The organism is Terrabacter sp. 2TAF16 (assembly GCF_052115065.1).
In the GTDB taxonomy this organism is placed as follows: domain Bacteria; phylum Actinomycetota; class Actinomycetes; order Actinomycetales; family Dermatophilaceae; genus Terrabacter.
The window spans coordinates 75856-97762 of record NZ_JBFRFZ010000014.1; the positions used below are offsets into that span (position 1 = coordinate 75856).

The following is a 21907-nucleotide window of genomic DNA, read 5'->3' on the forward strand; positions in this document are numbered from 1 at the left end:
GCTGTCACCGAAGGTGAGGCTCACCTGCGGCTCGCCCGGCCTCCCGGGCCGAAAAGAGCGCGCCATCCGGGCGCCGCGGCCCCACATGCGCGAGGATCGGGACATGTCGGGCATTGCGGGCGGTCGCGAGTCGGCGGGGGACGACCTCTTCCGCTGGATGGTGGCCGCCTCGCCCGACGGGTTGTGGGTCTTCGACGGGGAGGGGCGCACCCTCTTCGCGAACGCCCGGATGGCCGAGCTGCTCGGTCGCGACCCCGACGACATGGTCGGCTTCTCCGTCTTCGACGCCGTCGACGACATCGGCAAGGAGCAGTTCCGCCACCACCTCGCCGAGCTCGCGGCCCGGGGCGAGCCCGGCGACAACATCGAGTGCAGCCTCCTCGACGCCCATGGCAACCGCTTCTGGGCGCTCGTGTCGCACACGCCGCTCGTCGACGACTCGGGCGCGCGGCGGGGCTGGATGCACCGGGTCAGCGAGCACAGCGCGCAGCGCAAGCTGCTCGACCAGCTCGCCGAGGCGCAGTCGATCGCCAAGATCGGCAGCTGGGAGTGGGACGTCACGGCCGACCGCGTGTCGTGGTCCGACGAGCTCTACCGGATCTACGGGCTGGACCGCACCGACCTGACCCCCACCTACGAGGGCTTCCTCGCCCGCATCCACGCCGACGACCGGGCCCACGTGTCCGAGGTCGTCGGCGCAGCGCTCGTCGCCACGGACTCGTTCGAGTTCGACGCCCGCGTCGTCCGCACGTCCGGCGACATCGCCTGGATCCGCGGTCGAGGGCTCGTCACGCGCGATCCCGAGGGTCGTGCGATCCGGATGGGCGGCACGACCCAGGACATCACGGAGAAGAAGGACGCCGAGCAGGCCCTCGGCCTCGTCACCGCGATGGCGACCGCGGCCAACGAGGCAGCGACGCTCGATGAGGCGCTCCCGGCCGTCCTGGCCGAGGTGGCCCGGCACACGACCTGGCGTCCCGTGCTCGCCGCGGTCGCCGACGCCGATGGCACCCTCGGGGTCCCCGTCCTGGCGGGTGAGGGCATCGAGTCGAGCACCCTGCCGGTCGAGCTCGGCCTCGCCTTCGCGTCGCGTGCTGCGGCCAGCCTGTCGGTGGTGGCGCAGCCGTCACCGGAGGGGTCGACGATCGTCGCTGTGCCCGTCGTCAACGAGGACCGCGTGGCCTGCGTCGTCGTGCTCGACATGCGCAGCGCAGCGCCGCCCGTCGAGTCGGACGCCGTGACGATCTCCCAGATCACCGCCCTCTTCGCCCGGGTGGCCGACCGGGAGTGGACGGCCGAGCGGCTCGCCCAGGCGCGTGACGCCGCCATGGAGGCCTCCCGGGCCAAGTCGGAGTTCCTCGCGACGATGAGCCACGAGATCCGCACCCCGCTCAACGGCGTCATCGGCCTGAGCGAGCTGCTCGGACGCACCGAGCTGACCCCGCACCAGCGACGGCTCTCCGACGGCATCGACCAGGCGGGCCACGTGCTGCTCGAGCTCGTCAACGACATCCTCGACCTGTCCAAGATCGAGGCCGGACGGCTCGAGCTCGAGTCGGTCGACTTCGACCCGGCCGCCGTTCTCGAGCGCGGCGTCGCCCTGCTCGCCGAACGGGCCCGGGCCAAGTCGCTCGACCTCTCGGTGACCCACGGTCCGGACGTGCCGTTCATGGTCTCGGGCGACCCCGTGCGCTTCGGGCAGGTCGTCGCCAACCTCACGACCAACGCCGTGAAGTTCACCGACTCGGGGAGCGTCGTCATCCACCTCGCGCTCGACCACGTGACCGACACCGGACCCGTGCTGCGGGTCGAGGTCACCGACACCGGGGCGGGCATCGCACCCGAGGTGCGGTCCCGACTCTTCGAGTCCTTCTCCCAGGGCGACTCGTCGACGACCCGCGAATACGGCGGCACCGGGCTCGGCCTGGCCATCAGCCGGCAGATCGTCACGGCGTTCGGCGGCGAGATCGGCGTCGAGAGCGAGCCGGGGGAGGGCAGCACCTTCTGGTTCACCGCGGCGTTCGGGCTGGCCTCGGCCCGCTGCCTCGGCCGCTCCGAGTCGCAGGCCGCGGCCGTGTCGGGGCTCCGGGCGCTCGTCGTCGGCTCGAACGTGCCGCACCGCGTCCGCGTCGAGGAGCAGCTCTCCGCATGGTCGATGTCGGTCACGTCGGCCGGCTCCGGCGTCGACGGTCTCGTCCAGCTCGACCGGGCCGACCGCGGTGGCAGCCCGCTCGACGTCGTCGTGCTCGACGACCCGGGCTCGGGCTCAGGCGGGCTGCAGGTGGCGCGGATGATCCGTTCCGACGAACGCTTCGCGGGCGTACGCGTCCTCCTCGTGTGCGCGCACGTCCCGCCTCCCGACGTGGCGACGCTCCATGAGGCTGGCGTCGACGCGACGCTCACGGCGCCCGTCATGCCGTCCGCGCTCTTCGACGCGATGGCCGACGTCGCTGGTCGCCACCTCGTGCCCGAGCCCCTGACGGCCAGGTCCGTCGTCGCGCCGCCGGGTCCCGACGGGCACCTCGGCACGGTCCTCGTCGTCGAGGACAACGAGGTCAACCAGCTCGTGGCGCAGGGCGTTCTCGAGAGCCTCGGCTACGCCGTCGTGCTCGCCGGCAACGGTGTCGAAGGCGTCGCGGCCCATGCCGCCCGGGGTGACGACGTCGTCGCGGTCCTCATGGACTGCCAGATGCCCCAGATGGACGGCTACGAGGCGACCCGGGCGATCCGGGCCCAGGAGGAGCCGGGCCATCGCCTCCCGGTCATCGCGATGACCGCCTCGGCCATCGCCGGCGAGCGGGAGCGGTGCCTGCAGGCGGGCATGGACGACTTCCTGACCAAGCCCATCGACGTCGCGCTGCTCGCCTCGACCCTGCAGCGCTGGACCGGTTCGGGACCCGCGCCGCGCCCGCATTCCGTGGCGGCTGCTGCGGCGGCGGCCGGCTCGGAGGTGCTCGACCTGAGGCGCCTCGACGAGCTGCGCGACCTCGACCCCGGAGACCCCTCGCTGCTGCTGCGCTTCATCGACCGCTTCGGCTCGGGTGCGCGTCAGCGGTTGTCCGATCTCGTCGACGCGCGCGCCGAGGGCGACGCCGAGATGCAGGGCCGGATCGCGCACGGGCTCAAGGGGACCGCCTCCAACCTCGGGGCCACGGCCCTCGCCGACCTGTGCCACCAGGTCGAGGACCTCGGGGCCGCGGGACGCCTGGCCGACGAAGCCCTCGTCGCCCGGGTCGAGGACGAGGTCGACCGGGCGGCGAGGGCGCTCGAGGAGTACGCGGCAGCGCTGCGCCGCTGATCAGGTCGTCGTGGTGCTTCCCGACGAGCTCGAGTCGTCCTGGCCCGGGTCCTGGCCCGGGTCCTGGCTCGGGTCCTGGCTGGGGTCCTGGTCGGAGAACGGGTCGATGCCCTGACCGAGCTGCTGGAGCAGGTCCTGTGGGTCGAGCTGGCCCAGCTGGTTCGGGTCGATGCCGCTCAGTCCGCCGCCCGGCACGCCGTTCTGCAGGTTGGGCAGCTGCTGCGGGGTCGTGCCCTGCTGGTTGGGGTTCTGGTTCGTCAGGCCCTGCTGACCCTGCTGACCCTGTAGGCCTTGCAGGCCCTGCTGGCCCCCGGGGAAGTGGAGCCCGCGGCCGCCGCCCGGACCGCGGAAGCCCGTGTCCCCGCCCGTCGACCCGGCCGGCATGGCGGCCGCGGCACCGATGGCGCCCGCAGACGTCAGCACGAGCGCGAGCCCGGCGGTCACCGCGGTCTTCTTCGCGTTCCAGCGAGGCCCGTCACCGGTCCCCGCGACGCCGGCGGGGTTCTCGGGGACCGCCTTCTCGCGGACCGCCTTCTCGCGGACCGCCCTCTCGCGGACCGCCCTCTCGCGGACGGGCAGGCCGGTGGGTGAGAGCGGCACGTCGGGACCGACGAGGGGGGTCGCGGCCCCCGGCGACACGGCATACGCGTACGGCGTGGCCGGCGGGGTCACCGGCATCTCGGTCGTCGTCGCCGACGGGAGCTGCTGGGTGTCGTCGGTGTGGTGGGCGACAGGCGCGTTCGGGTCGAACTGCGGCAGCGCGGGCGTCGGCTGCGACGCCGGGACCTGTGGCGTGGACTCGTTGCTCATGGGGCCAACGGTCGGGCGGCTGCCTGTGCGGGTGCTGTGGCGCAGCCATCGAGCCGCTGGGACTTCGGGACAGTCACTCCACAGGATTCGCACAGGAAGGTACTGGTCACGGCACAGGCCCAGGGGTTTCACTGGATGACATGAGCGAGAAGACCAAGCCCGCAGCGGCCCGACTCCAGCGACTCGACGGATCCCCGGTGCGGGTGCTCGTCGTCGACGACGAGGCCAACCTCACCGAGCTGCTCGGCATGGCCCTGCGCTACGAGGGCTGGGAGGTGCGCGCCGCCGGCACCGGCATGGAGGCCGTGCGCGCGGCCCGCGAGTTCGACCCCGACGCCGTCGTGCTCGACATGATGCTCCCCGACTTCGACGGACTCGAGGTGCTGCGACGCATGCGTGCCGACAACAGCAACGTGCCCGTCCTCTTCCTCACCGCCAAGGACGCCGTCGAGGACCGCGTCTCGGGCCTCACCGCCGGCGGCGACGACTACGTCACGAAGCCCTTCTCGCTCGAGGAGGTCGTCGCACGCGTCCGTGCCCTCATGCGCCGCACGACCATCGCCGTGTCGGCGTCCGACTCGGTGCTCGTCGTCGGTGACCTCACCCTCGACGAGGACAGCCACGAGGTGATGCGCGGCAGCGAGGAGATCCACCTGACCGCAACGGAGTTCGAGCTGCTGCGCTACCTCATGCGCAACCCCAAGCGGGTCCTCTCGAAGGCGCAGATCCTCGACCGCGTGTGGAACTACGACTTCGGCGGCCAGGCCAACGTCGTCGAGCTCTACATCTCCTACCTGCGCAAGAAGATCGACGCGGGTCGCGAGCCGATGATCCACACCATGCGAGGAGCCGGGTATGTCCTCAAGCCGGCCGCCTGAGGCGGGCACCGAGCTGCCGGACCGCGCCGACCTGCCCGACGACGACGCGACCGCGCCCGACCTCTTCCCCGAGGGCGTCGGCTTCCGCGACGACCTCGACGACGACACCGACGACCGGATGACGTATGCCGCGCCGGCTCCTGCCGAGGCCGCGGTGCGTCCCGAGTCCGGACAGGACGGCGAGGCCGAGACCCGCGTGCCGCTGCGCCGGCGCCTCGCCCACGCGCGCGACCAGGTCCGGCCGTGGTCGGCCTGGACGCTGCGCGCCAAGCTCGTCGCGTCGATGCTCGCTCTCTTCACCGTGCTCAGCATGATGACCGCGGTCTTCACCGTGACGGCGCTGAGCCAGTCCCTCATCGGACAGGTCGACAAGCAGCTCTCCGACTCCCTCCTCCATCCGGTCCGCGGTGGCGACAACGACGGGGTCGCCGTCGGCGGTCCTGGAGCCGACCGGACGGAGGTCTTCCTCACGACGGACGGCGACGCGGGCTACGTGTACCGGTCCGGTGAGCGCACGAGTCTCACGAGCGCCCAGATCACCATGGTCAAGGCGGCTGGCCTCGGATCGGTCCCGAAGACCCTCGATCTCGGGGACGCCGGGCGCTACCGCGTGGTCGCGACCACCCGTCCGATCCGCAATCTCCAGACCGGCAACGAGGTCCTGGGCACCTACGTGGCCGGGATCTCGACCGCCCCGACCGACGCCATCGTGGGGCGCATGGTCGTGCTCGCGATCAGCACGGTCGCCGCGGGCATCATCCTCGTGGCCGTCCTCGGGACGTGGCTCGTCCGGCGCAACCTCGAGCCGCTCCGTCGGCTCGCCGCGACGGCGACGAAGGTCTCGCAGACCCCGCTCGACTCCGGCAAGGTCGCGCTCGGGGCTCGGGTCGACCCCATCGACACCGACACGCGCACCGAGGTCGGTCAGGTGGGCGCGGCCTTCAACGAGATGCTCGACCACGTCGACGAGGCGCTCAACGCGCGCCACCAGAGCGAGCAGCGGGTGCGGCAGTTCGTCGCCGACGCCTCGCACGAGCTGCGCACGCCGCTGGCCTCGATCAAGGGCTACGCCGAGCTGTCGCGCCGCGAGCCCGACCCCGTCCCGCCGACGGTGACCCACGCGATGGGCCGCATCGAGTCGGAGGCCGACCGGATGAGCTCGCTCGTCGAGGACCTGCTCCTGCTCGCGCGCCTCGACGCTGGCCGCCCCCTCGAGGAGACCACGGTCGACATGTCGATGCTCGTCATCAACGCCGTGAGCGACGCGCACGCCGCGTCGCCCGGCCACCACTGGGACCTCGACCTGCCGCCCGAGCCCGTCGAAGTGACGGGTGACGGTGCCCGCCTGCACCAGGTCGTGGCCAACCTGCTCGCCAACGCGCGTACGCACACACCGGACGGCACCCGCGTCACGACGTCGGTGCGCCCCGAGGGTGAGTGGGTGCGGGTCGCCGTCCACGACGACGGACCAGGTGTGCCGGCTACCTTGCAGCCCAACGTGTTCGAACGCTTCGCCCGTGGCGATGATGCGCGCGTGCGGGACGGTGGCAGCACCGGTCTGGGTCTCTCGATCGTGGCTGCCGTCAGCAAGGCGCACGGTGGTCGCGTCCAGCTCGACAGCCGCCCCGGCGACACGACCTTCAGCCTGCTCCTCCCCGCCGCCCCCTGACCGCGCCCGGGGGCCCCACCCGGACGACCCGCGCCGTGGCGCACTTCCCGCCGTCATCCCGACCTCGACGCCACGGGGAGTGCGCCATGGCGCGCTTCCGGCGTGAGCCCGGAGTGCGACCCGGACCTCATGCCGGCACCAAAGTCGGGTCATAGGAACGGCACAGCCGCCCGCCCGAACGTTGAGCCATGGACACGATGACCCTCACCACCACGGGCGCGACCGGCACAGCGGGCAGCGCCACGCCGGCGCCCGTCGGGCCGGTGGACGCCCGCCCCCAGACCACCCAGCCGGCCAGCCGTGCGGGTCGTCCCGGCCGACTCCAGCGTCTGTGGCGCGGAGCCGACGCCGACCCGTCGTGGGCACGCCCCGCACTCCTCGGCCTCCTGCTCGTCACTCTCGTGCTCTACACGTGGAACCTCACCGCGAGCGGCTACGCGAACTCCTTCTACTCCGCGGCCGTCCAGGCCGGCAGCGACAGCTGGAAGGCCTTCTTCTTCGGCAGCTCCGACGCCGCGAGCTCGATCACCGTCGACAAGCCGCCGGCCTCCCTCTGGGTGATGGCACTCTCGGTGCGGCTCCTCGGCCTCAGCTCCTTCGCGATCCTGCTGCCGCAGGCGCTCATGGGCGTCGCGACCGTCGGCGTCGTCTACACGACGGTCAAGCGCCACTTCGGTGCGGCGGCCGGACTCATCGGCGGTGTCGTCCTCGCGCTGACGCCCGTCGCGGTCCTGATGTTCACCTTCAACAACCCCGACGCGCTCCTGACGCTCCTCATGGCGCTCGGCGCCTGGGCCACGATCAGGGCGATCGAGCAGGCCTCGCCGAAGTGGATGATGATCGTCGGCGTCTTCATCGGCCTCGGCTTCCTCACCAAGACCCTCCAGGTCCTGCTCGTCGTGCCCTTCTTCGGGCTCGCCTACCTCATCGCCGCCCCGACGACGCTGCGCAAGCGGATCGTCCACTCGCTGCTCGCCGTCGGCACGATGGTGCTCTCGGCCGGCTGGTGGGTCGCGATCGTCGAGCTCGTCCCGGCCTCGGCCCGTCCCTACATCGGTGGCAGCCAGACCAACTCGTTCCTCGAGCTGACCTTCGGCTACAACGGCCTCGGCCGCCTCAGCGGTGACGAGACCGGCTCGGTCGGCGGTGGCGGCCCGACCGCAGGTGGCGGCATGTGGGGCTCGACCGGTCTCTTCCGGATGTTCTCCTCGAGTGTCGGCGACCAGATCTCGTGGCTCATCCCGAGCGCGCTGATCCTCCTCGCGGCCGGCGTCTGGCTGCGGGGCCGTCGCCCGCGCACGGACCTGCGCCGCGCCGCCTACCTCGTCTGGGGAGGCTGGCTCGTCGTCACGATGCTCGTCTTCTCCTTCATGGCCGGCATCTTCCACGAGTACTACACCGTGGCCCTGGCCCCCGCGATCGGTGCCGTCGTCGGCATGGGTGCGGTCGAGGCCTGGCAGCGCCGCTCGAGCGCGGTCGGCACCATCGCCCTCGCCGCCGCGACCGCGGCCGCCGCGACGTGGAGCTTCATCCTCCTGTCGCGGACGACGGCCTACGGCGACTGGCTGCGCATCTCGGTGCTTGCGGTCGGCATGGCTGCCGCCCTGCTCATCCTCGCGACCCGCTGGATGCACGCCCGTGCCGTCCCGTTCGTCCTCGCGGCCGCGCTCGTCGCCGGCCTCGCCGGCTCGGGGGCGTATGCCGTGTCGACCACCGCCCAGGGCCACAGCGGCTCCATCGTGACGGCCGGTCCCGCCGGGTCGAGCCGTGGCCCCGGTGGCGGCGGCATGGGCGGTCTGCTCGACGCCTCGACGCCGAGCACCGCAGTCGTCGCGGCCCTCTCGGCCGATGCCGGACACTACACGTGGGTCGCCGCAGCAGTCGGATCCCAGACGGCGGCCGGTCTCCAGCTCGGCACGCAGCTGCCCGTCATGGCGATCGGCGGCTTCAACGGCTCCGACCCCAGCCCGACGCTCGCCCAGTTCCAGCAGTACGTCGCGAACGGCCAGATCCACTACTTCGCCGGTGGCGGCAGGGGCTTCGGCAACCAGAACGGTGGCAGCAGTGCCTCGTCGGAGATCAGCTCGTGGGTGGAGGCGAACTTCACCTCGGTGACGATCGACGGCTCGACGTTCTACGACCTGACCCAGCCCCTCCAGTGACGGCGGGGACCACCGTGACGAGCACGTCGGACTCCGCGTCGGTGTCCCGAGCCCGCCTCTCGCAGCAGGTCATCCGCTTCGCCGGCGTCGGAGTCATCTCCACCGCCCTGCACCTCGGCCTCTTCGCGGCCCTGGTGCGGGGCGGTGCCCCGTCCCAGCCGGCCAACGGCGTCGCCCTCGTCATCGCGACGGTCGTCAACACCGGGCTCAACCGGGCGTGGACCTTCGGGGTGTCAGGGCGCCGCAACCTCGTGACGCACCACGGCCAGGCGCTCGTCATCTTCGCCATCACGTATGCCGCCACGACCGTCGCGCTCGCCGTGCTCGGCACGGTGGCCCCCTCCGCGGGGACGCTCGTCCAGACCCTCGTCGTCGCCGTGGCCAACCTGCTGTCGACAGCGGCGAGGTTCCTGGCGATGCGCGGGTGGATCTTCCGCACGCCGGGCGAGCCGACGGACCGCCACGACCCGGCATACGCGAGCGGTGGCGTGCTCGAGAGCCCACAGGGCGAGCGCTGACGCCGCTCCGTCGGAGCGGATGGGCTCCTAGTCGTGGTCCTCGGGGTCGGCGCACGACTCCCACCACGGGTCCTGATGCGCGGCGACGACCTCGTCGATGTCGTTGTCGCTCAACTGGATCCGCGTCCCGACGCGGGGGGCGACCATACGCACCCCACGCTCGGCGGCAGCTCGTCGCGCCCAGCGGATCGGCTCGCTCCACCAGTGGGTCGCGAGGTTGAAGGTGGCCCAGTGGATGGGCAGCAGGACCGCGTCGGTCTCACCCTTGTTGACGTCGAGGTGCGCGTCGATCGCCTCTGCGGGGTTGAGGTGGATGTCGGGCCAGTGCACGCTGTAGGCGCCGATCGGGATGATCGTGAGGTCGAACGGTCCGAGGTCGGCACCGATGTCGGCGTAGCGGTGGGTCGGCCCCGAGTCGCCCCCGAAGAAGACCGCGTGGCGCGGCCCGCGCAGCGACCAGGCCGCCCAGAGTGTCTGGTTGCGCACGAAGCCGCGGCCCGAGAAGTGTCGGGCCTCGGAGCACGTGATGCGGATGCCCGCGATCTCGGTCTCCTCGCGCCAGTCGAGGCTCGTGATGCGCCCGATGGGCACGCCCCACGCCAGCAGGTGCGCGTCGACCCCGAGCGGCACGACGTAGTGCGGGCGGTGGGTGCGTTCGAGCTGCCGGATCGACGGCTCGTCGAGGTGGTCGTAGTGGTCATGACTGATGACGACGGCGTCGAGGTGCGGGATCTCCGCGATGCGGCCCGGGACCGGGTGGAGGCGCTTGGGCCCGGCGACGAGCGACGGCGAGGCCCGCTTGCCGAAGACGGGGTCGAGCAGGAAGCGTCGCCCGTCGAGCTCGACGACGCTCGTCGCGTGGCCGTACCACGTGACCGCCAGGTCGGCGGGCTCGTGCGGGTGCCGGGGCGTCACGAGCGGGACGGTGCCCCGGGGTCGGCCGCGGCCGAACTCGCGGACCATCGTCGTCAGGATGCTGCCCGGGCCCTCGGCCTCGGACGTCGCGACGACGTGCGTGGGCTCGTGGGAGCGGAACTCGCCCTCACGGTAGTTCGGCGACGCGCTCGCGCGCTGACGCTGGGTCGCGGTCGACGCGCCCATCCGTCGGAGGATCGGGAGCTGCACGGGCTTCTCCTGCCTGTCGTGCCTCACGGCTCGGGCGGCCACGCGAGTGCGGGCTGCCGTCATTCTCGTCCAGCGTCGGGCGGGCCGCCCGAGTTCCCGACCCTCAGTCGCGGTCCTCGGGCGCCGCGCAGTCCTCCCACCACGGCTCGGCGTGGGCGGCCGCGACGCTGACGGCGTCACCGGTCGTGAGGTCGACGCGCTCGCCGACGCGGGGGAAGGCGACGGGGACCCGCGCCTCGACCGCGGCCCGGCGGATGCGGCGTACGGGCTCGGCCCACCAGTGCATCGAGAGGTTGAAGGTGGCCCAGTGGATCGGGATGAGGAGCGACTCGCGTGCGGCGGTCTGCACGGTGCGGGTCGTCTCGGTGGGATCGCCCTCCTCGTGGGTGCCGCCCGGCGTGTCGATGCGCTGGTCGCCCTCGATGAAGTCGTCGGCCACGCCTGCGGCGTCCTCGGTGAGGGCGTGGGCCTCGTCGCCGATGCGGTTGACGTCGCGGTGCGCGGCGAGGGCCTGCTCCGGGTCCATGTGGATGTCGGGCCAGAACGAGTCGTAGGCCCCGACCGGCATCAGGGTGACGTCGAACGGGCCGAGGTCCGCGCCGATCGCCGCGAAGCGCTTCGACGTGCCCGAGTCCCCGGCGAAGTAGGCCGTGTGGCGCGGGCCGTGCAGGGCCCAGCCCGCCCACAGCGTCTGGCTGTCGACGAGCCCGCGCCCGGAGTTGTGCCGCGCCTCGGTGCACGTGAGCCGGATGCCGGCGACCTCGGTCTCGCCGCGCCAGTCGAGCGCGGTGATGCGCGACTCGGGCACGCCCCAGGCGAGCAGGTGGGCGTTGACGCCGAGGGGCACGACGTAGTGCGGCCGGTGCGTCTCCTCGAGCCGGACGATCGACGGCTGGTCGAGGTGGTCGTAGTGGTCGTGGCTGATGAGGACGGCGTCGATGCTCGGCAGGTCGGCGATCGACCCGGGGACCGGGTGCATCCGCTTCGGCCCGGAGTGCCGGATCGGCGACACACGCTCGCTGAAGACGGGGTCGATGAGGAAGCGGGCACCGTCGATCTCGAGGACGCTCGTGGCGTGGCCGTACCACGTGACGGCGAGCTCGCCCGGCTGCCGGGGCGGCTTCGCCGTGACGACCGGCACGGTGCCCGCCGGCCGGCCCCGGCCGCTGACCCGGATCGCCGCGAGCAGGGCGCTCGTCTGGGCCTTGACCCGCGGACGCAGGGACGGCTCCTCGCCCTCGAAGCGGCGGTTCGTGAAGTTCGGGGAGTCCTGGACGAACGGCAGGATCGCCGCGGGCGACGCGCCCATCCGGTTCATGACCCGCACGAACTGGCGCGCCCGGGTGCGCGAGGAGACCTTCTCGATGGCGGACGAGACGGCGCGGACGGACGGGCGGTCGGAGGTTCCGAGGCTGCGCATCGGGCACCTTTCAGCGAGGCGTGAGGAGTGGGGTGAACGTACCCCGTGACACGTCGGCGTCATCATGGTGTTGACGTGACACCACGGTGGTGTCATAGTGATGCACATGGACATCACCGAGTACGTCGACGCACTGCGTCGGGATCTCGCCCAGGCGGCCAGGGCGATGGGTCCGGAGACCGAGCAGGCCGCCGAGCGGATCGGCTTCGCGCTCGACTCGTCAGCACGCCTGGCTCTCATGGACGCCCTCTCGCACGCTGCGGCCGAGATCACCAACGAGCTCGACGGCACGTCCGTCGAGGTCCGCCTGCAGGGCCGCGAGCCCGTCTTCGTCGTCGTCGGGGGCGGCCCGTCGGCTCTCGCCGACGACACCCAGGCGATCGACACCGCTGACACCACGGTGGTGTCACCCGAGGACGAGGGTGCCGAGACGTCGCGGATCACGCTCCGACTGCCCGAGGCCCTCAAGGTCCGGGCCGAGGAGCTCGCGACGAGCCGCGGCCAGTCGCTCAACACGTGGATCGTCAACGCGGTCCGCGCCGCCACCGGGAGCGGCGTGCCGCCGATGCCCGGCTTCCCGCCGATGCCGCCCGGCCCGCAGTTCGGGCCCGGCGCCCCCGGCCGCAACCGCTCCTCCAACAAGCGCGTGCAGGGCTGGGTCCGATGACCGGCACCGAGACGCCTCACGGCCAGCGCACCGACAGCACGACCGCCACCCTCACGACCACAGAGCAAAGGGGATTTCCCATGGGCACCACCCTCGAGACCCGCTTCGACACGACGGGTCCCATCACCCTCAAGGCCGAGCTCCTCGTCGGCGACCTGACGCTGACCGTCGGCACCGGTCCGACGACGACCGTCCGCCTGCACCCGCACGGCAAGCACGGCGCCGAGATCGCCGAGAAGTTCACGGTCGAGGCCCACGGCAACGACGTGTCCGTCCTGGCGCCGAAGCTGCGCGACAGCTTCTTCTCGCTCGGCACCAAGGGCTCGGTCGACGTCGAGGTCGAGCTGCCGGCGTCGAGCACGGTCGATGCCAAGACGGGGGCCGGCGACATCACGGCGGCCGGGCTGCTCGGCGAGGTCCGCGCGGCCACCGGGGCCGGTGACCTCACCTTCCACGAGGTCGGCTCGGCCCGGCTCAAGTCCGGCTCCGGCGACATCACGCTCCAGTCGGCGAGCGGCGACCTCGACGCCAAGACCGGCTCGGGCGACATCACCGTCGGCACGGGCGGGGGCCGCCTCGACCTGACGTCGGGCAGCGGCGACATCTCCCTCCGCCGTTCCGACGCGGCGGTCAAGGCCAAGACGGGCTCGGGCGACCTCCACATCGGCGCCTCGACCGGCGACCTCGAGCTGACGACCGGCACGGGGGACGTCAGCCTCGACGGTGTGCACGGCGGCGAGGTCCGGGCCAGGACCGGCACGGGCGACGTCACCATCGCCGTCGCCCACGGGGTCGCGGCCTACCTCGACCTCAACACCGTCACCGGCGACGTCGACATCGACCTCGAGGAGACCTCGGGACCGGGGGACTCCGAGGCCCAGGCGCGCCTCGTCGTACACTCGGGCAGCGGCGACATCCGGGTCAAGCGGGCGCAGGTGAGCCTCGCATGAGCACCGGGACGCTGAGCCTGTCGCCCCAGGAGGCGATCGCCCGCGACCGCATCGTCGAGCGCGTCGCCGCCCGCCACCACGCCCCCAAGTCGGGTCGCACCCGCCGGCACGTCCGGGCCGCACTCCTGCTGCGCAGCCTCGCCGAGCGGCTCGACCCCTCCGCCGAGCGTCCCGGGGGCGCCGACCTGCACGTCGTGCCCGCGCCGCACGCCGGCAGCCCGCGTCCCTGGACCGCGGCACCCCGTAGGGCCCCGCACCGGCACAGCTGAAGCCCATCCCACACCCCGGAGCCCGTCGACCCCCGTCGGCGGGCTCCGTGCAGCTTCGCCCACCGGGCGCGTGGCACCATCGGAGGATGTACGTGCCCACGGCGAACGCCATGGCCGACCCCGACGTCACGGCCTTCCTCGCGGCCCATCCGGCCGCACGCCTCGTGACCGTCGGGCCCGACGGTCGTCCGGACTCCACCCTGCTGCCCGTCATCGTCGACGGCGACCGCGTCGTCGGCCACCTCGCCCGGGCGAACGACCACTGGGCGCGCATCGCGCCGGGGTCGCCAGGACTCGTCGTCGTGGGCGGTGCCGACGCGTACGTCTCCCCGGGGTGGTACGCCACCAAGGCCGAGCACGGACGCGTCGTGCCGACGTGGAACTACACCGAGGTCCAGCTGCGTGGCGCCGTCACCGTCCACGACGACCCCGACTGGGTGCTCGACGTCGTCACCCGGCTCACCGAGCGGCACGAGTCCGGGCGCGAGCTGCCGTGGTCCGTCACCGATGCCCCGCCGAAGTACGTCCGCGGGCGGTTGCGGGCCATCGTCGGCATCGAGGTCGTCGTCCAGTCGGTCGAGGGCAAGGCCAAGCTGAGCCAGAACCGGTCGGACGCCGACCGCGAGGGAGCGATCGCGGGGATGCGTGCCGAGGGCACCGGTGCCGCGCTCGTGGTGGCCGACGAGATGGAACGTACCCTCCGGGGCTGAACGCCGCTGCGGCACAAGGCCGCCCAGCCCATGCCGAATGCATCACCCGGGCACAGATGCCCCACAGGCACCGGCGCGAACGTGGGGACATGGACACGACACCCCGCCCCGGAACTGCTCCCTCGACCTTCCGTGCCACGCTCCGTCGTGGCCTCGGCGCAGCCGGCGCTGCCGTCGCCGTCGCCTTCGTCGGCACCACGGCCCTGGGGGCCGGGGAGGCGCACGCCGCAGGCGTCGCCGGCGGTCTGACGCCCGTCCGCACCGCGTCCGCACCGACGCCGCACCCGCACCGCAACCACGCGGCTCACCCGGCCAACCTGCCGGCGGCGACGACGACGGCCTACCGCTACTCGTTCCGCGACGGCCAGCTCATCCGCCTCTGACCGCTCGTCCTCGTCCCGGTCGTCAGTGCGACGGGTCGAGCCAGGCGTGCACGAGCGGCACGACCGAGGCGCCCTCGCCGCTCGCCGACGCCACGCGCTTCATCGAGCCCGCGCGGATGTCCCCGGCCGCGAAGACGCCGTGAACCGTCGTCTCGAGGCTCTCGGGCGGCAGACCGTCGCGCCAGCGGTCCTGCGGCACGTCGCGGCCGGTCAGGACGAAGCCCCGTTCGTCCCGGACCACCTCGTCGGGCAGCCAGTCGCAGTGCGGCGCCGCGCCGATGAGCAGGAAGAGGCCGCGGCACTCGCGCCGTTCCTGCGTGCCGTCGGCGGTGTTGCGCACGGTGACCCACCCGAGCCGGCCGTCCTCGCCGGGCCCACCCTCGACGACCTCGGAGCAGGCGAGCACGGAGATCCGAGGGTTGTAGGCGATCTCGCCGACGAGGTAGCTCGACATCGTCTCTGCGAGCGATGCGCGCCGCACGAGGATCGTCACCGTGCGGGCGAAGCGGGCCAGGTGGATCGCCGCCTGCCCCGCCGAGTTGCCGCCACCGACGACGACGACGTCGGCCCCCTCCATCTCGCGGGCCGCCGTCATGGCGCTGCCGTAGTGCACGCCGAGCCCGACGAGGCGCTCGATGCCCGGCGCGTCGAGGCGGCGGTACTTCACCCCGGCCGACACGACGACTGCGCGGGCGAGCAGGTCGCCGCCCTCGGTGCGGAGGCGGTGCGGCGCGAGGACGCCTTCGGCGTCCACCTCGCCGGGCACGAGTGACGTCACCGGCCAGCCGGAGAAGAACTGCGTGCCGAAGCGGATGGCCTGGTTGCGCGCCCGCTGGGCGAGCCGCATACCGCTGATGCCCCTCGGGAAGCCGAGGTAGTTGCGGATCATCGACGAGGTGCCCGCCTGCCCGCCGACGGCCTCGGCCTCGAGCACGACGGTGCTCAGTCCCTCGGACGAGGCGTAGACGGCGGCCGCGAGACCCGCCGGGCCGGCTCCGACGATGGCGACGTCGACGACGCGGTCGACGTCGACGTCGGCCGGGCGGCCGTAGATCGCGGACGCGACGTCGCGCACGCTCCTGGCACTGCCGACGCGCTGGTTGAGGTCCATGAAGAGCGGGAACTCCGCCTCGCCGCTCTCGGCAGCGACGAGCGCGAGGACGTGCCGGCCCTTCTCGCTCTCGGGCGCGTAGAGGCGGTTGGGCAGGCCCATCCGGTCGAGGTAGTCGCGGATGCTCAGGGTCAGGGCGTCCTCGACGGGCGAGACGAGGGCAACCGCCACGACCTCGGGCTCGGCCACCGTCGAGCCCCAGTCGGACAGCAGCTCGCAGATGGCGGTGTGGAACTCCTCGTCGCGGGCACCCCGCGGCGCGAGCAGGTAGGCGTCGTACTTGCCCTTGGCCATGCCACCGCGGAGGCGCTCGGCGTCCTCCCTGAAGGTCGACACGTGCGCGGCGATGACCCGGCGGGCGGTCGGCACCGTCTGGCGCCACCAGTGGAAGGCCTCGTGCACGTCGGCGTCGGGCAGGCGGGACTCGGTGACGAACATCGCCACCTGGCCGCCCTCGGCGACGACGCGCTTCGCGGCCAGCTTCGCCTCGTGCGCGGAGGTGGCGGTGGGCAGCTCGTAGTCGCGGGCGTAGCGCCCGAACTCGTCGAGCAGCTCGTCGCAGCGGGTCTCGGACACGAGGATGATCGCCGGCTTCACCCTGCCGATCCTAGGAGCCCCGGCCCTCCGGCAACATGCCGTGGAGTATGCCGTCGCCTCAGTCGGTGACGACCGTGACGTCGTCGGGTGCGCTGAGCACCTCGACGTCACCGTCGGCCGAGACGGCGAGGTCGACGCGGCCGCCGCAGAAGCGCAGTCCCGCGACGCGCAGCGCCCCGTAGGGGGCGGGTCGCACCGGCGAGAGGTGCAGCGTGCGGGTGGCCGCGTCGGGTCGTGGACGGAGCGCCACCGTGAGCAGCGCGACGGCGGAGGCCGCCGACCACGCCTGCGGCCGGCACGACGCCGGGTAGGGCGTCGGCGCACCGGCCAGCGCGAGACCGGAGTAGAGCTCGGGCCAGCGGTAGGAGAAGGCCTCGGCCGACGCGAGCAGGGTCCGCGCGACCTCGCTCGCCTCGGCGCCGAATCCCTCACGGGACAAACCGATCGCCGTGATCGCGGTGTCGTGGGTCCAGATCGAGCCGGTGTGGTAGCCGATGGGGTTGAAGCCGCCGTTGCCGGTGCCGAAGGTGCGCACGCCGAAGTCGTCGAGCAGCTCGCGACCGGTCACGGTGGCCGCCACCGAGGCCGCCTCGGCGGGGGTCAGTGCGCTCGTGCCGAGCACGTGGCCCATGTTGGAGCCGAGCCCGTCGACCGCTCGGCCCGCGCCGTCGAGGGCGATGGCGAGGTGGTGGCCCGCGTCGGTGTCGACCCAGAAGCGGTCGCGCACCCGGCCCTCGAGAGCGGTCGCCGCGGCGTCCGCGGCGTCGGCCTCGGTGGCGGCCTCGGTGTCGTCGTCACCGAGCGACCGGTGGAGGCGTGCGGCGGCGCGGAGGGCCTCGACGGCATACGCCTGCGCCTCGACGAGCGCGATGGGGGCGTCGGCGACGGTGCCGTCGCGCCAGCGGATCGAGTCGCCGGAGTCCTTCCAGCCCTGGTTGGCGAGGCCGGTACCGGACGTGTCGAGGTACTTGAGCAGACCGTCGTCGTCGGGCTGACCGTCGCCGATGAGCCAGGCGACGGCCGCCCGCAGGGGCGGCAGCAGGGGGCGGGCGCGCTCGGGCGGCAGGCCCCAGTCGCACGCCTCGGCGAGGAGGCAGACCCAGAGGGCGGTCGCGTCGACGGTGCCGTAGTAGACCTGCGGCAGCGTCATCCCCGTGGTCGTGTCGCGGTGCACGTGGCGCCGCAGCTCGTGCGGGATCTTGCCGGGCGCCTCGCCCGTCACGGGGTCGTGCGTCGTGCCCTGGCGTCGGGCGAGGGTGTGCAGCGTCCCCTCGGCCAGGTCGGTGCCGAAGGGGAGCAGCAGGCGTGCCGTCCAGAGGGAGTCGCGGCCGAAGAGCGTGAGGTACCAAGGGGTTCCGGCTGCCGCGAAGACGTGATCGGGCGATTCCGGGTCGCGCAGGACGAGGTGGCGCAGGTCGTCGAGGCCACGTTCGACGGTGCGTGCGAGCCGGTGGTCCTGGGCGGTGACGCGCACGTCGTCCCAGGCCAGCGCGTCGGAGCCGGGGTCGGCGTCGAAGGCGGAGGCCTGCAGCCGCTCCGTGGTGATGCGCAGGCAGGCCGAGGTGGTGCGTCCGGGCTCGACGACGAGGGTCGTCTCGAGCGCGACGGAACCGTCGTCACCCGGCCGCACGGCCACCGTGGCGCCCGGGGGGAGCTCCTCGAGGGCGACGGTCGTGCGGTGCCAGTCGTCGGTGAGGACGAGACCGTCGGCCGTCGCGGTGGCTGTGGTGGGGGGCCCGCTGAGGTGGCCGGACTTCACGGCGCCGATGTCGAGGCCGTCGCCGGCGACGACGAGTCGAAGGGGAGCCTGCACGGTCTGCGCGGCCCGCGAGGTGATGGCGACGTGCTCGGTGAGGGTTCGGGTGCCCGAGCCGAGCAGGCGCCTGCTGCGGAGCACCTCGACGGTCGGGTCGGGGCCGGGGTTGCCCAGCCCGCGCGCGGCCGCGGCGTAGTCGGCGGCCGCGCCCGACGCGCGCTCGGCCACGAAGTCCGGTGTCTCTCCCGCGACCTCGAGGCGCAGCGTGCCGAGGATGCGCCGGTCGTCGACGTAGAGCCCCTGGCTCGTGCCGGGGAGCACGTCACCCGAGCGGTCCGAGAGCACCGTCGCGTTCCCGTCGACGACGATGGACAGCTCGTGCAGCCAGGGCTGGCGAGGGAGGAGCGGCGCGTCGGACGCCACCATCCGTCGGACGTTCTTGCTAGGCGTGGTAGCCATGGAGCTGGGTGGTCGCGGACTCAAAGGATTCATTCGTTCTAGTCGCCCAGACGGGTGGCAGGTGACGCTGCTGGCGCGGTGTTGCTCGCCTTTGCAAATGATTCAGCCGCCAGACGCATGGCGCAGTCAGCCACAACGTTCCGGAAGGCCTCATATCGCTCGGACTTCCGAAGTTTCAATGCGTTCTCAATGACAAAGAAGACAATGAGAAACGCGAATATCACGGCTAGTGGCCAACTGAAATAGGCCGGCACGTCTACCATCGTGGCAAATATAGGCGCCGATAATGCAATAGGAATCACGCTGGCGCAGAGGATATTCACCTCCACCTCTACCGAGTCGATGTTGAGTGGCGGCGCCATACGACGCAGCCAGAGTTTCGCATAGACAAAGACCTCGTCGAACCGTCTGTCTCTGAGCAAGTGTGACGGGTCGGAAGGCTTGAGGATCGGTGCCATTGCCGGGTGGAGGCGCAGGGCCTCGCGACAAACGGAAGAACCGTAACCCTGTTCAAGGGAATCGTAAGTGCCTCCGCAGGTGTCGCCCTCTAACGCCCCGTGGAAAAGCCTCTTTGCCGCCTTTGACCAGGCCGATCGAACTCGGCTTCCAAATCTGCGTTGCGTGCCAATGTCTTGTGTTGCCTCAATTCCGCGGACCAGCCTAAACCCGAGAGCACGGGCCGTGTATCCGAAGATGAAGCTCAGGCTCAAGGCAGCAGTCAAGAAGAGTGAGCTAAAGGAGCCACTTTCCTCCATGGCCTTTGTCAGTCCAGAGACTTGCAGAGTCTGCGATGCAGAGAGCCAGAGCAGTGATAGCGACAAGATGATAGCCCCTGGAGCTAACACGCTGACAGCCATGACGAGGATGTACAACGCTAGACGGCGCCATCCCGAGTCATCGGCATCCAAGGAGCTCATGCGTTCACCTTCCGTCGCGTGGACTGCAACATCTGAGTGCAGCCTAGGTGGGGAGTTGACTGGTGCGGCCCAACGGACGTCGTCAAACAGGTGGGTGATCCCTCTGAAGGGTGAGCCAGAGGCGGTGGGCGGTGATGACGGCGAGGGCCCAGGCCAGGCCGATGAGCCAGCCGGCGAGCACGTCGGTGAGCCAGTGGTGCCCGAGGAAGACGCGGGAGAGCCCCATCGCGAGGACGAAGATCGTGCCGATCGTGATCGCGAGGGTCCGCTGCCAGGCGGCCGTCGTCTCGATGAGGACGAGGTAGACCACGATCGTCGTCAGCACCGTCGCGTTGAGGGTGTGACCGCTCGGGAACGACGGCGAGACCTCGAGCGGTGGCACGGCGAGCGAGGCCGGTGGGCGCGCACGGTCGACGACGTTCTTGCCGACGATCGTCATCGCGAGCGACCCGGCCGCGGCGATGACGGTGAGGACGATCGGCGTCCACCGGCGCCGGCGCCACGTGATGATCGCGACGGCGACGAGGGCGAGGATCGGCATGCCGACCGGACCGCCGACGTCGGTGAAGGCCGTGACCGCGGAGTCGAGCCCGGGAGAGCGGAGCGTGATCGCCGCATCGAGCACCGGCTGGTCGACGGCGGTCAGCCCGTTGCGCCCGACGACACCCTCGTAGACCGTCTCGATGCCCTCGACGAGGGCGACCATGACGACGAGCGCGATGACGGCGAAGACCACGAAAGCCACGTGCGCGGAGGACCACGATGCGACGCGTCGTGCGGCGGGGCGCGAGACGCGGGCCAGGACGGCGAAGAGGTCGACGAGCCACCGGCCGAAGCGGGTGTGCCAGGCGGTGAGGTCGCGCGCCCCGATGGTGTCGTCCGGGGTCTGCGGGCGCGTGGGCTCTGGCATGCCCCATCCTTACCCACGAGCGGCCGTCCAGCCGCAGAGGTATGCCGTCCGGCGCGTCCCGTTGAGACGTAACCCATTGCGGGACAGACGTTTTCGTGTGGACAAGTCTTGTCCGGGCGTTCGAACACCTGTACGATAGAGGGTATGGAGCAGAGCCGGAGCACGCAGCAGATCGAGCAGGACTGGGACCACGTCGCGTCCCTGGCCGCCGACCTGCACGACGCGCACGCCCGGCTCGTCGACTTCGTCGTCGCGGTCCTCGCCGACGGGTCCTGGCAGGCCGCGGGGCTGCGGTCGCCGGAGCACTGGCTGATGCTCCGGGCGGGCCTCTCGCGGGGCCAGGCCGGTGCGATGGTGCTGCTGGCCCGCCGCGCCGGGGAGCTGCCCGCCACCGTCGCCGCGTTGCGGGAGGGACGGATCAGCCTGGACCAGGCGGCGGTCGTGGCCCGGCACACCCCGGCCGCGTTCGACACCACGGTCGCGCAGTTCGCGCGGCACGCGACGGTGACCCAGCTGCAGCGCACCGTCACCCGCTACGACTTCACCCTCCAACCCGACAGCGTCGACGACCGCGGCCGCGGCCTGCCCGGAGAGATCCTGCCCGGCGAGATACCGCCTGGTGACGAGAGCGGTGACGAGAGCGACCAGGAGGGCGGCGACGGCGGCGACGGTGGGTCGGGGAAGCGGGCGCCGGTCGAGCCGGCCCACCTGAGCATGGGCCTCGACGCCGACGGGCTGTTCCGGCTGCGCTACGACGCCCCGGCCGAGGTCGGCGCGCTCGTCGAAGCCGCCCTCGCCGAGGCCAAGGACCACCTCTTCCACACCCTCACCCCCGACGGGCTGGAGCCCGACCGGCAGCTGCTCAACGGCGACGTGCTGCACCCGACCTGGACCGAGGTCGACGGCGGCCGGCCCCGCGTCACCTGGGCCGACGCCCTCATCGTGCTCGCCACCCGCTCCCTCGACGCCGCCACCACGTCCGGCGCCGACGGTGCCGGACGTTCCAGTGCTTCGAGCGGCTCGGGTGGAGCTGCCCGGCGGGCTCGCTACCGGGTGCAGGTCCACCTCGACACCGACGGTGGCTGGCTCACCGGCCGCCCCCGCCTGCCCCAACACATCACCAACCAGCTGACCTGCGACGGCACCCTGACCCCGGTCTGGGAGACCGACGGACACCCCGTCAACGTCGGCCGCGCCCACCGCGTCGTCCCCCACCGCACCCGCGTCCTGGTCCTGGACCGCGACCGCGGCTGCCGCTTCCCCGGCTGCGCCTCCACCCACCACCTCGAGATCCACCA

18 protein-coding genes are annotated in these 21907 nt (G+C 72.2%); 11 read left to right on the forward strand and 7 right to left on the reverse strand.

What is annotated here, in order from left to right; all coding sequences use genetic code 11:
* Nucleotides 1–103: 103 nt before the first annotated feature.
* The gene (locus AB4Z14_RS18760; protein WP_442276524.1) at nucleotides 104–3298 is read left to right on the forward strand and encodes a response regulator; all 3195 of its coding nucleotides are present in this window, start codon (nucleotides 104–106) and stop codon (nucleotides 3296–3298) included.
* Here AB4Z14_RS18760 and AB4Z14_RS18765 read toward each other — a convergent pair whose 3' ends face one another.
* A complete protein-coding gene (locus tag AB4Z14_RS18765; protein WP_442276525.1) occupies nucleotides 3299–4108 on the reverse strand; it encodes a hypothetical protein in 810 nt (269 codons plus the stop codon).
* Between the two features lie 140 nt (nucleotides 4109–4248).
* Here AB4Z14_RS18765 and AB4Z14_RS18770 point away from each other — a divergent pair, with 140 nt between their 5' ends.
* The 4 genes from AB4Z14_RS18770 (at nucleotide 4249) to AB4Z14_RS18785 (ending at nucleotide 9335) form a co-directional block, all read left to right on the forward strand.
* Complete coding sequence (locus AB4Z14_RS18770; RefSeq protein ID WP_020142123.1) at nucleotides 4249–4986, forward strand: response regulator transcription factor; 738 nt, start codon at nucleotides 4249–4251, stop codon at nucleotides 4984–4986.
* Complete coding sequence (locus AB4Z14_RS18775) at nucleotides 4964–6655, forward strand: sensor histidine kinase (protein WP_442276526.1); 1692 nt, start codon at nucleotides 4964–4966, stop codon at nucleotides 6653–6655. Before AB4Z14_RS18770 ends, AB4Z14_RS18775 begins: the two co-directional genes overlap by 23 nt.
* Before the next feature lie 188 nt (nucleotides 6656–6843).
* Nucleotides 6844–8817 carry a glycosyltransferase family 39 protein gene (locus AB4Z14_RS18780; protein ID WP_442276527.1) on the forward strand — a complete coding sequence of 658 codons (1974 nt, stop codon included), beginning with the start codon at nucleotides 6844–6846 and terminating at the stop codon, nucleotides 8815–8817.
* Between the two features lie 14 nt (nucleotides 8818–8831).
* Nucleotides 8832–9335: a GtrA family protein gene (locus tag AB4Z14_RS18785; protein WP_442276528.1), complete on the forward strand. Its 504-nt coding sequence runs from the start codon at nucleotides 8832–8834 to the stop codon at nucleotides 9333–9335.
* Between the two features lie 27 nt (nucleotides 9336–9362).
* Here the strand turns inward: AB4Z14_RS18785 and AB4Z14_RS18790 are convergent, their stop codons facing one another.
* Both AB4Z14_RS18790 and AB4Z14_RS18795 read right to left on the reverse strand, forming a co-directional pair.
* Nucleotides 9363–10460 carry an MBL fold metallo-hydrolase gene (locus tag AB4Z14_RS18790; protein ID WP_442276529.1) on the reverse strand — a complete coding sequence of 366 codons (1098 nt, stop codon included), beginning with the start codon at nucleotides 10458–10460 and terminating at the stop codon, nucleotides 9363–9365.
* Nucleotides 10461–10563: 103 nt separating this feature from the next.
* On the reverse strand, nucleotides 10564–11880 hold the full coding sequence (locus AB4Z14_RS18795; RefSeq protein WP_442276530.1) for an MBL fold metallo-hydrolase: 1317 nt from the start codon (nucleotides 11878–11880) through the stop codon (nucleotides 10564–10566).
* 106 nt (nucleotides 11881–11986) lie between these two features.
* Between AB4Z14_RS18795 and AB4Z14_RS18800 the strand changes: the two genes are divergently transcribed.
* From AB4Z14_RS18800 to AB4Z14_RS18820, 5 genes are all read left to right on the forward strand, one after another.
* Nucleotides 11987–12547, forward strand: a complete 561-nt coding sequence (locus AB4Z14_RS18800; protein WP_056772334.1) for a toxin-antitoxin system HicB family antitoxin — start codon at nucleotides 11987–11989, stop codon at nucleotides 12545–12547.
* Nucleotides 12548–12627: 80 nt separating this feature from the next.
* Complete coding sequence (locus tag AB4Z14_RS18805) at nucleotides 12628–13497, forward strand: DUF4097 family beta strand repeat-containing protein (protein WP_056772331.1); 870 nt, start codon at nucleotides 12628–12630, stop codon at nucleotides 13495–13497.
* Nucleotides 13494–13766, forward strand: a complete 273-nt coding sequence (locus AB4Z14_RS18810) for a hypothetical protein (RefSeq protein ID WP_442276531.1) — start codon at nucleotides 13494–13496, stop codon at nucleotides 13764–13766. The genes AB4Z14_RS18805 and AB4Z14_RS18810 overlap by 4 nt, the downstream gene beginning before the upstream one ends.
* A gap of 86 nt (nucleotides 13767–13852) precedes the next feature.
* On the forward strand, nucleotides 13853–14476 hold the full coding sequence (locus tag AB4Z14_RS18815; RefSeq protein ID WP_442276532.1) for an FMN-binding negative transcriptional regulator: 624 nt from the start codon (nucleotides 13853–13855) through the stop codon (nucleotides 14474–14476).
* An 89-nt stretch (nucleotides 14477–14565) separates the two neighbouring features.
* Entirely contained in the window at nucleotides 14566–14859 is a 294-nt protein-coding gene (locus AB4Z14_RS18820; protein WP_442276533.1) for a hypothetical protein, read from the forward strand.
* A 22-nt stretch (nucleotides 14860–14881) separates the two neighbouring features.
* Here the strand turns inward: AB4Z14_RS18820 and AB4Z14_RS18825 are convergent, their stop codons facing one another.
* The 4 genes from AB4Z14_RS18825 to AB4Z14_RS18840 form a co-directional block, all read right to left on the reverse strand.
* Nucleotides 14882–16567, reverse strand: coding sequence for an FAD-dependent oxidoreductase (locus tag AB4Z14_RS18825; protein WP_442276534.1), 1686 nt, complete (start codon nucleotides 16565–16567; stop codon nucleotides 14882–14884).
* A 58-nt stretch (nucleotides 16568–16625) separates the two neighbouring features.
* The gene (locus AB4Z14_RS18830) at nucleotides 16626–18782 is read right to left on the reverse strand and encodes a glycogen debranching N-terminal domain-containing protein (protein ID WP_442276535.1); all 2157 of its coding nucleotides are present in this window, start codon (nucleotides 18780–18782) and stop codon (nucleotides 16626–16628) included.
* Between the two features lie 38 nt (nucleotides 18783–18820).
* Nucleotides 18821–19639, reverse strand: coding sequence for a hypothetical protein (locus AB4Z14_RS18835; RefSeq protein ID WP_442276536.1), 819 nt, complete (start codon nucleotides 19637–19639; stop codon nucleotides 18821–18823).
* Nucleotides 19640–19781: 142 nt separating this feature from the next.
* A complete protein-coding gene (locus tag AB4Z14_RS18840; protein ID WP_442276537.1) occupies nucleotides 19782–20609 on the reverse strand; it encodes a phosphatase PAP2 family protein in 828 nt (275 codons plus the stop codon).
* 144 nt (nucleotides 20610–20753) lie between these two features.
* On the opposite strand from AB4Z14_RS18840, the gene AB4Z14_RS18845 reads away from it, so the two are divergent.
* Nucleotides 20754–21907, forward strand: a 1154-nt coding sequence (locus AB4Z14_RS18845) for a DUF222 domain-containing protein (RefSeq protein WP_442276538.1), incomplete at its 3' end; no start/stop codon positions are given.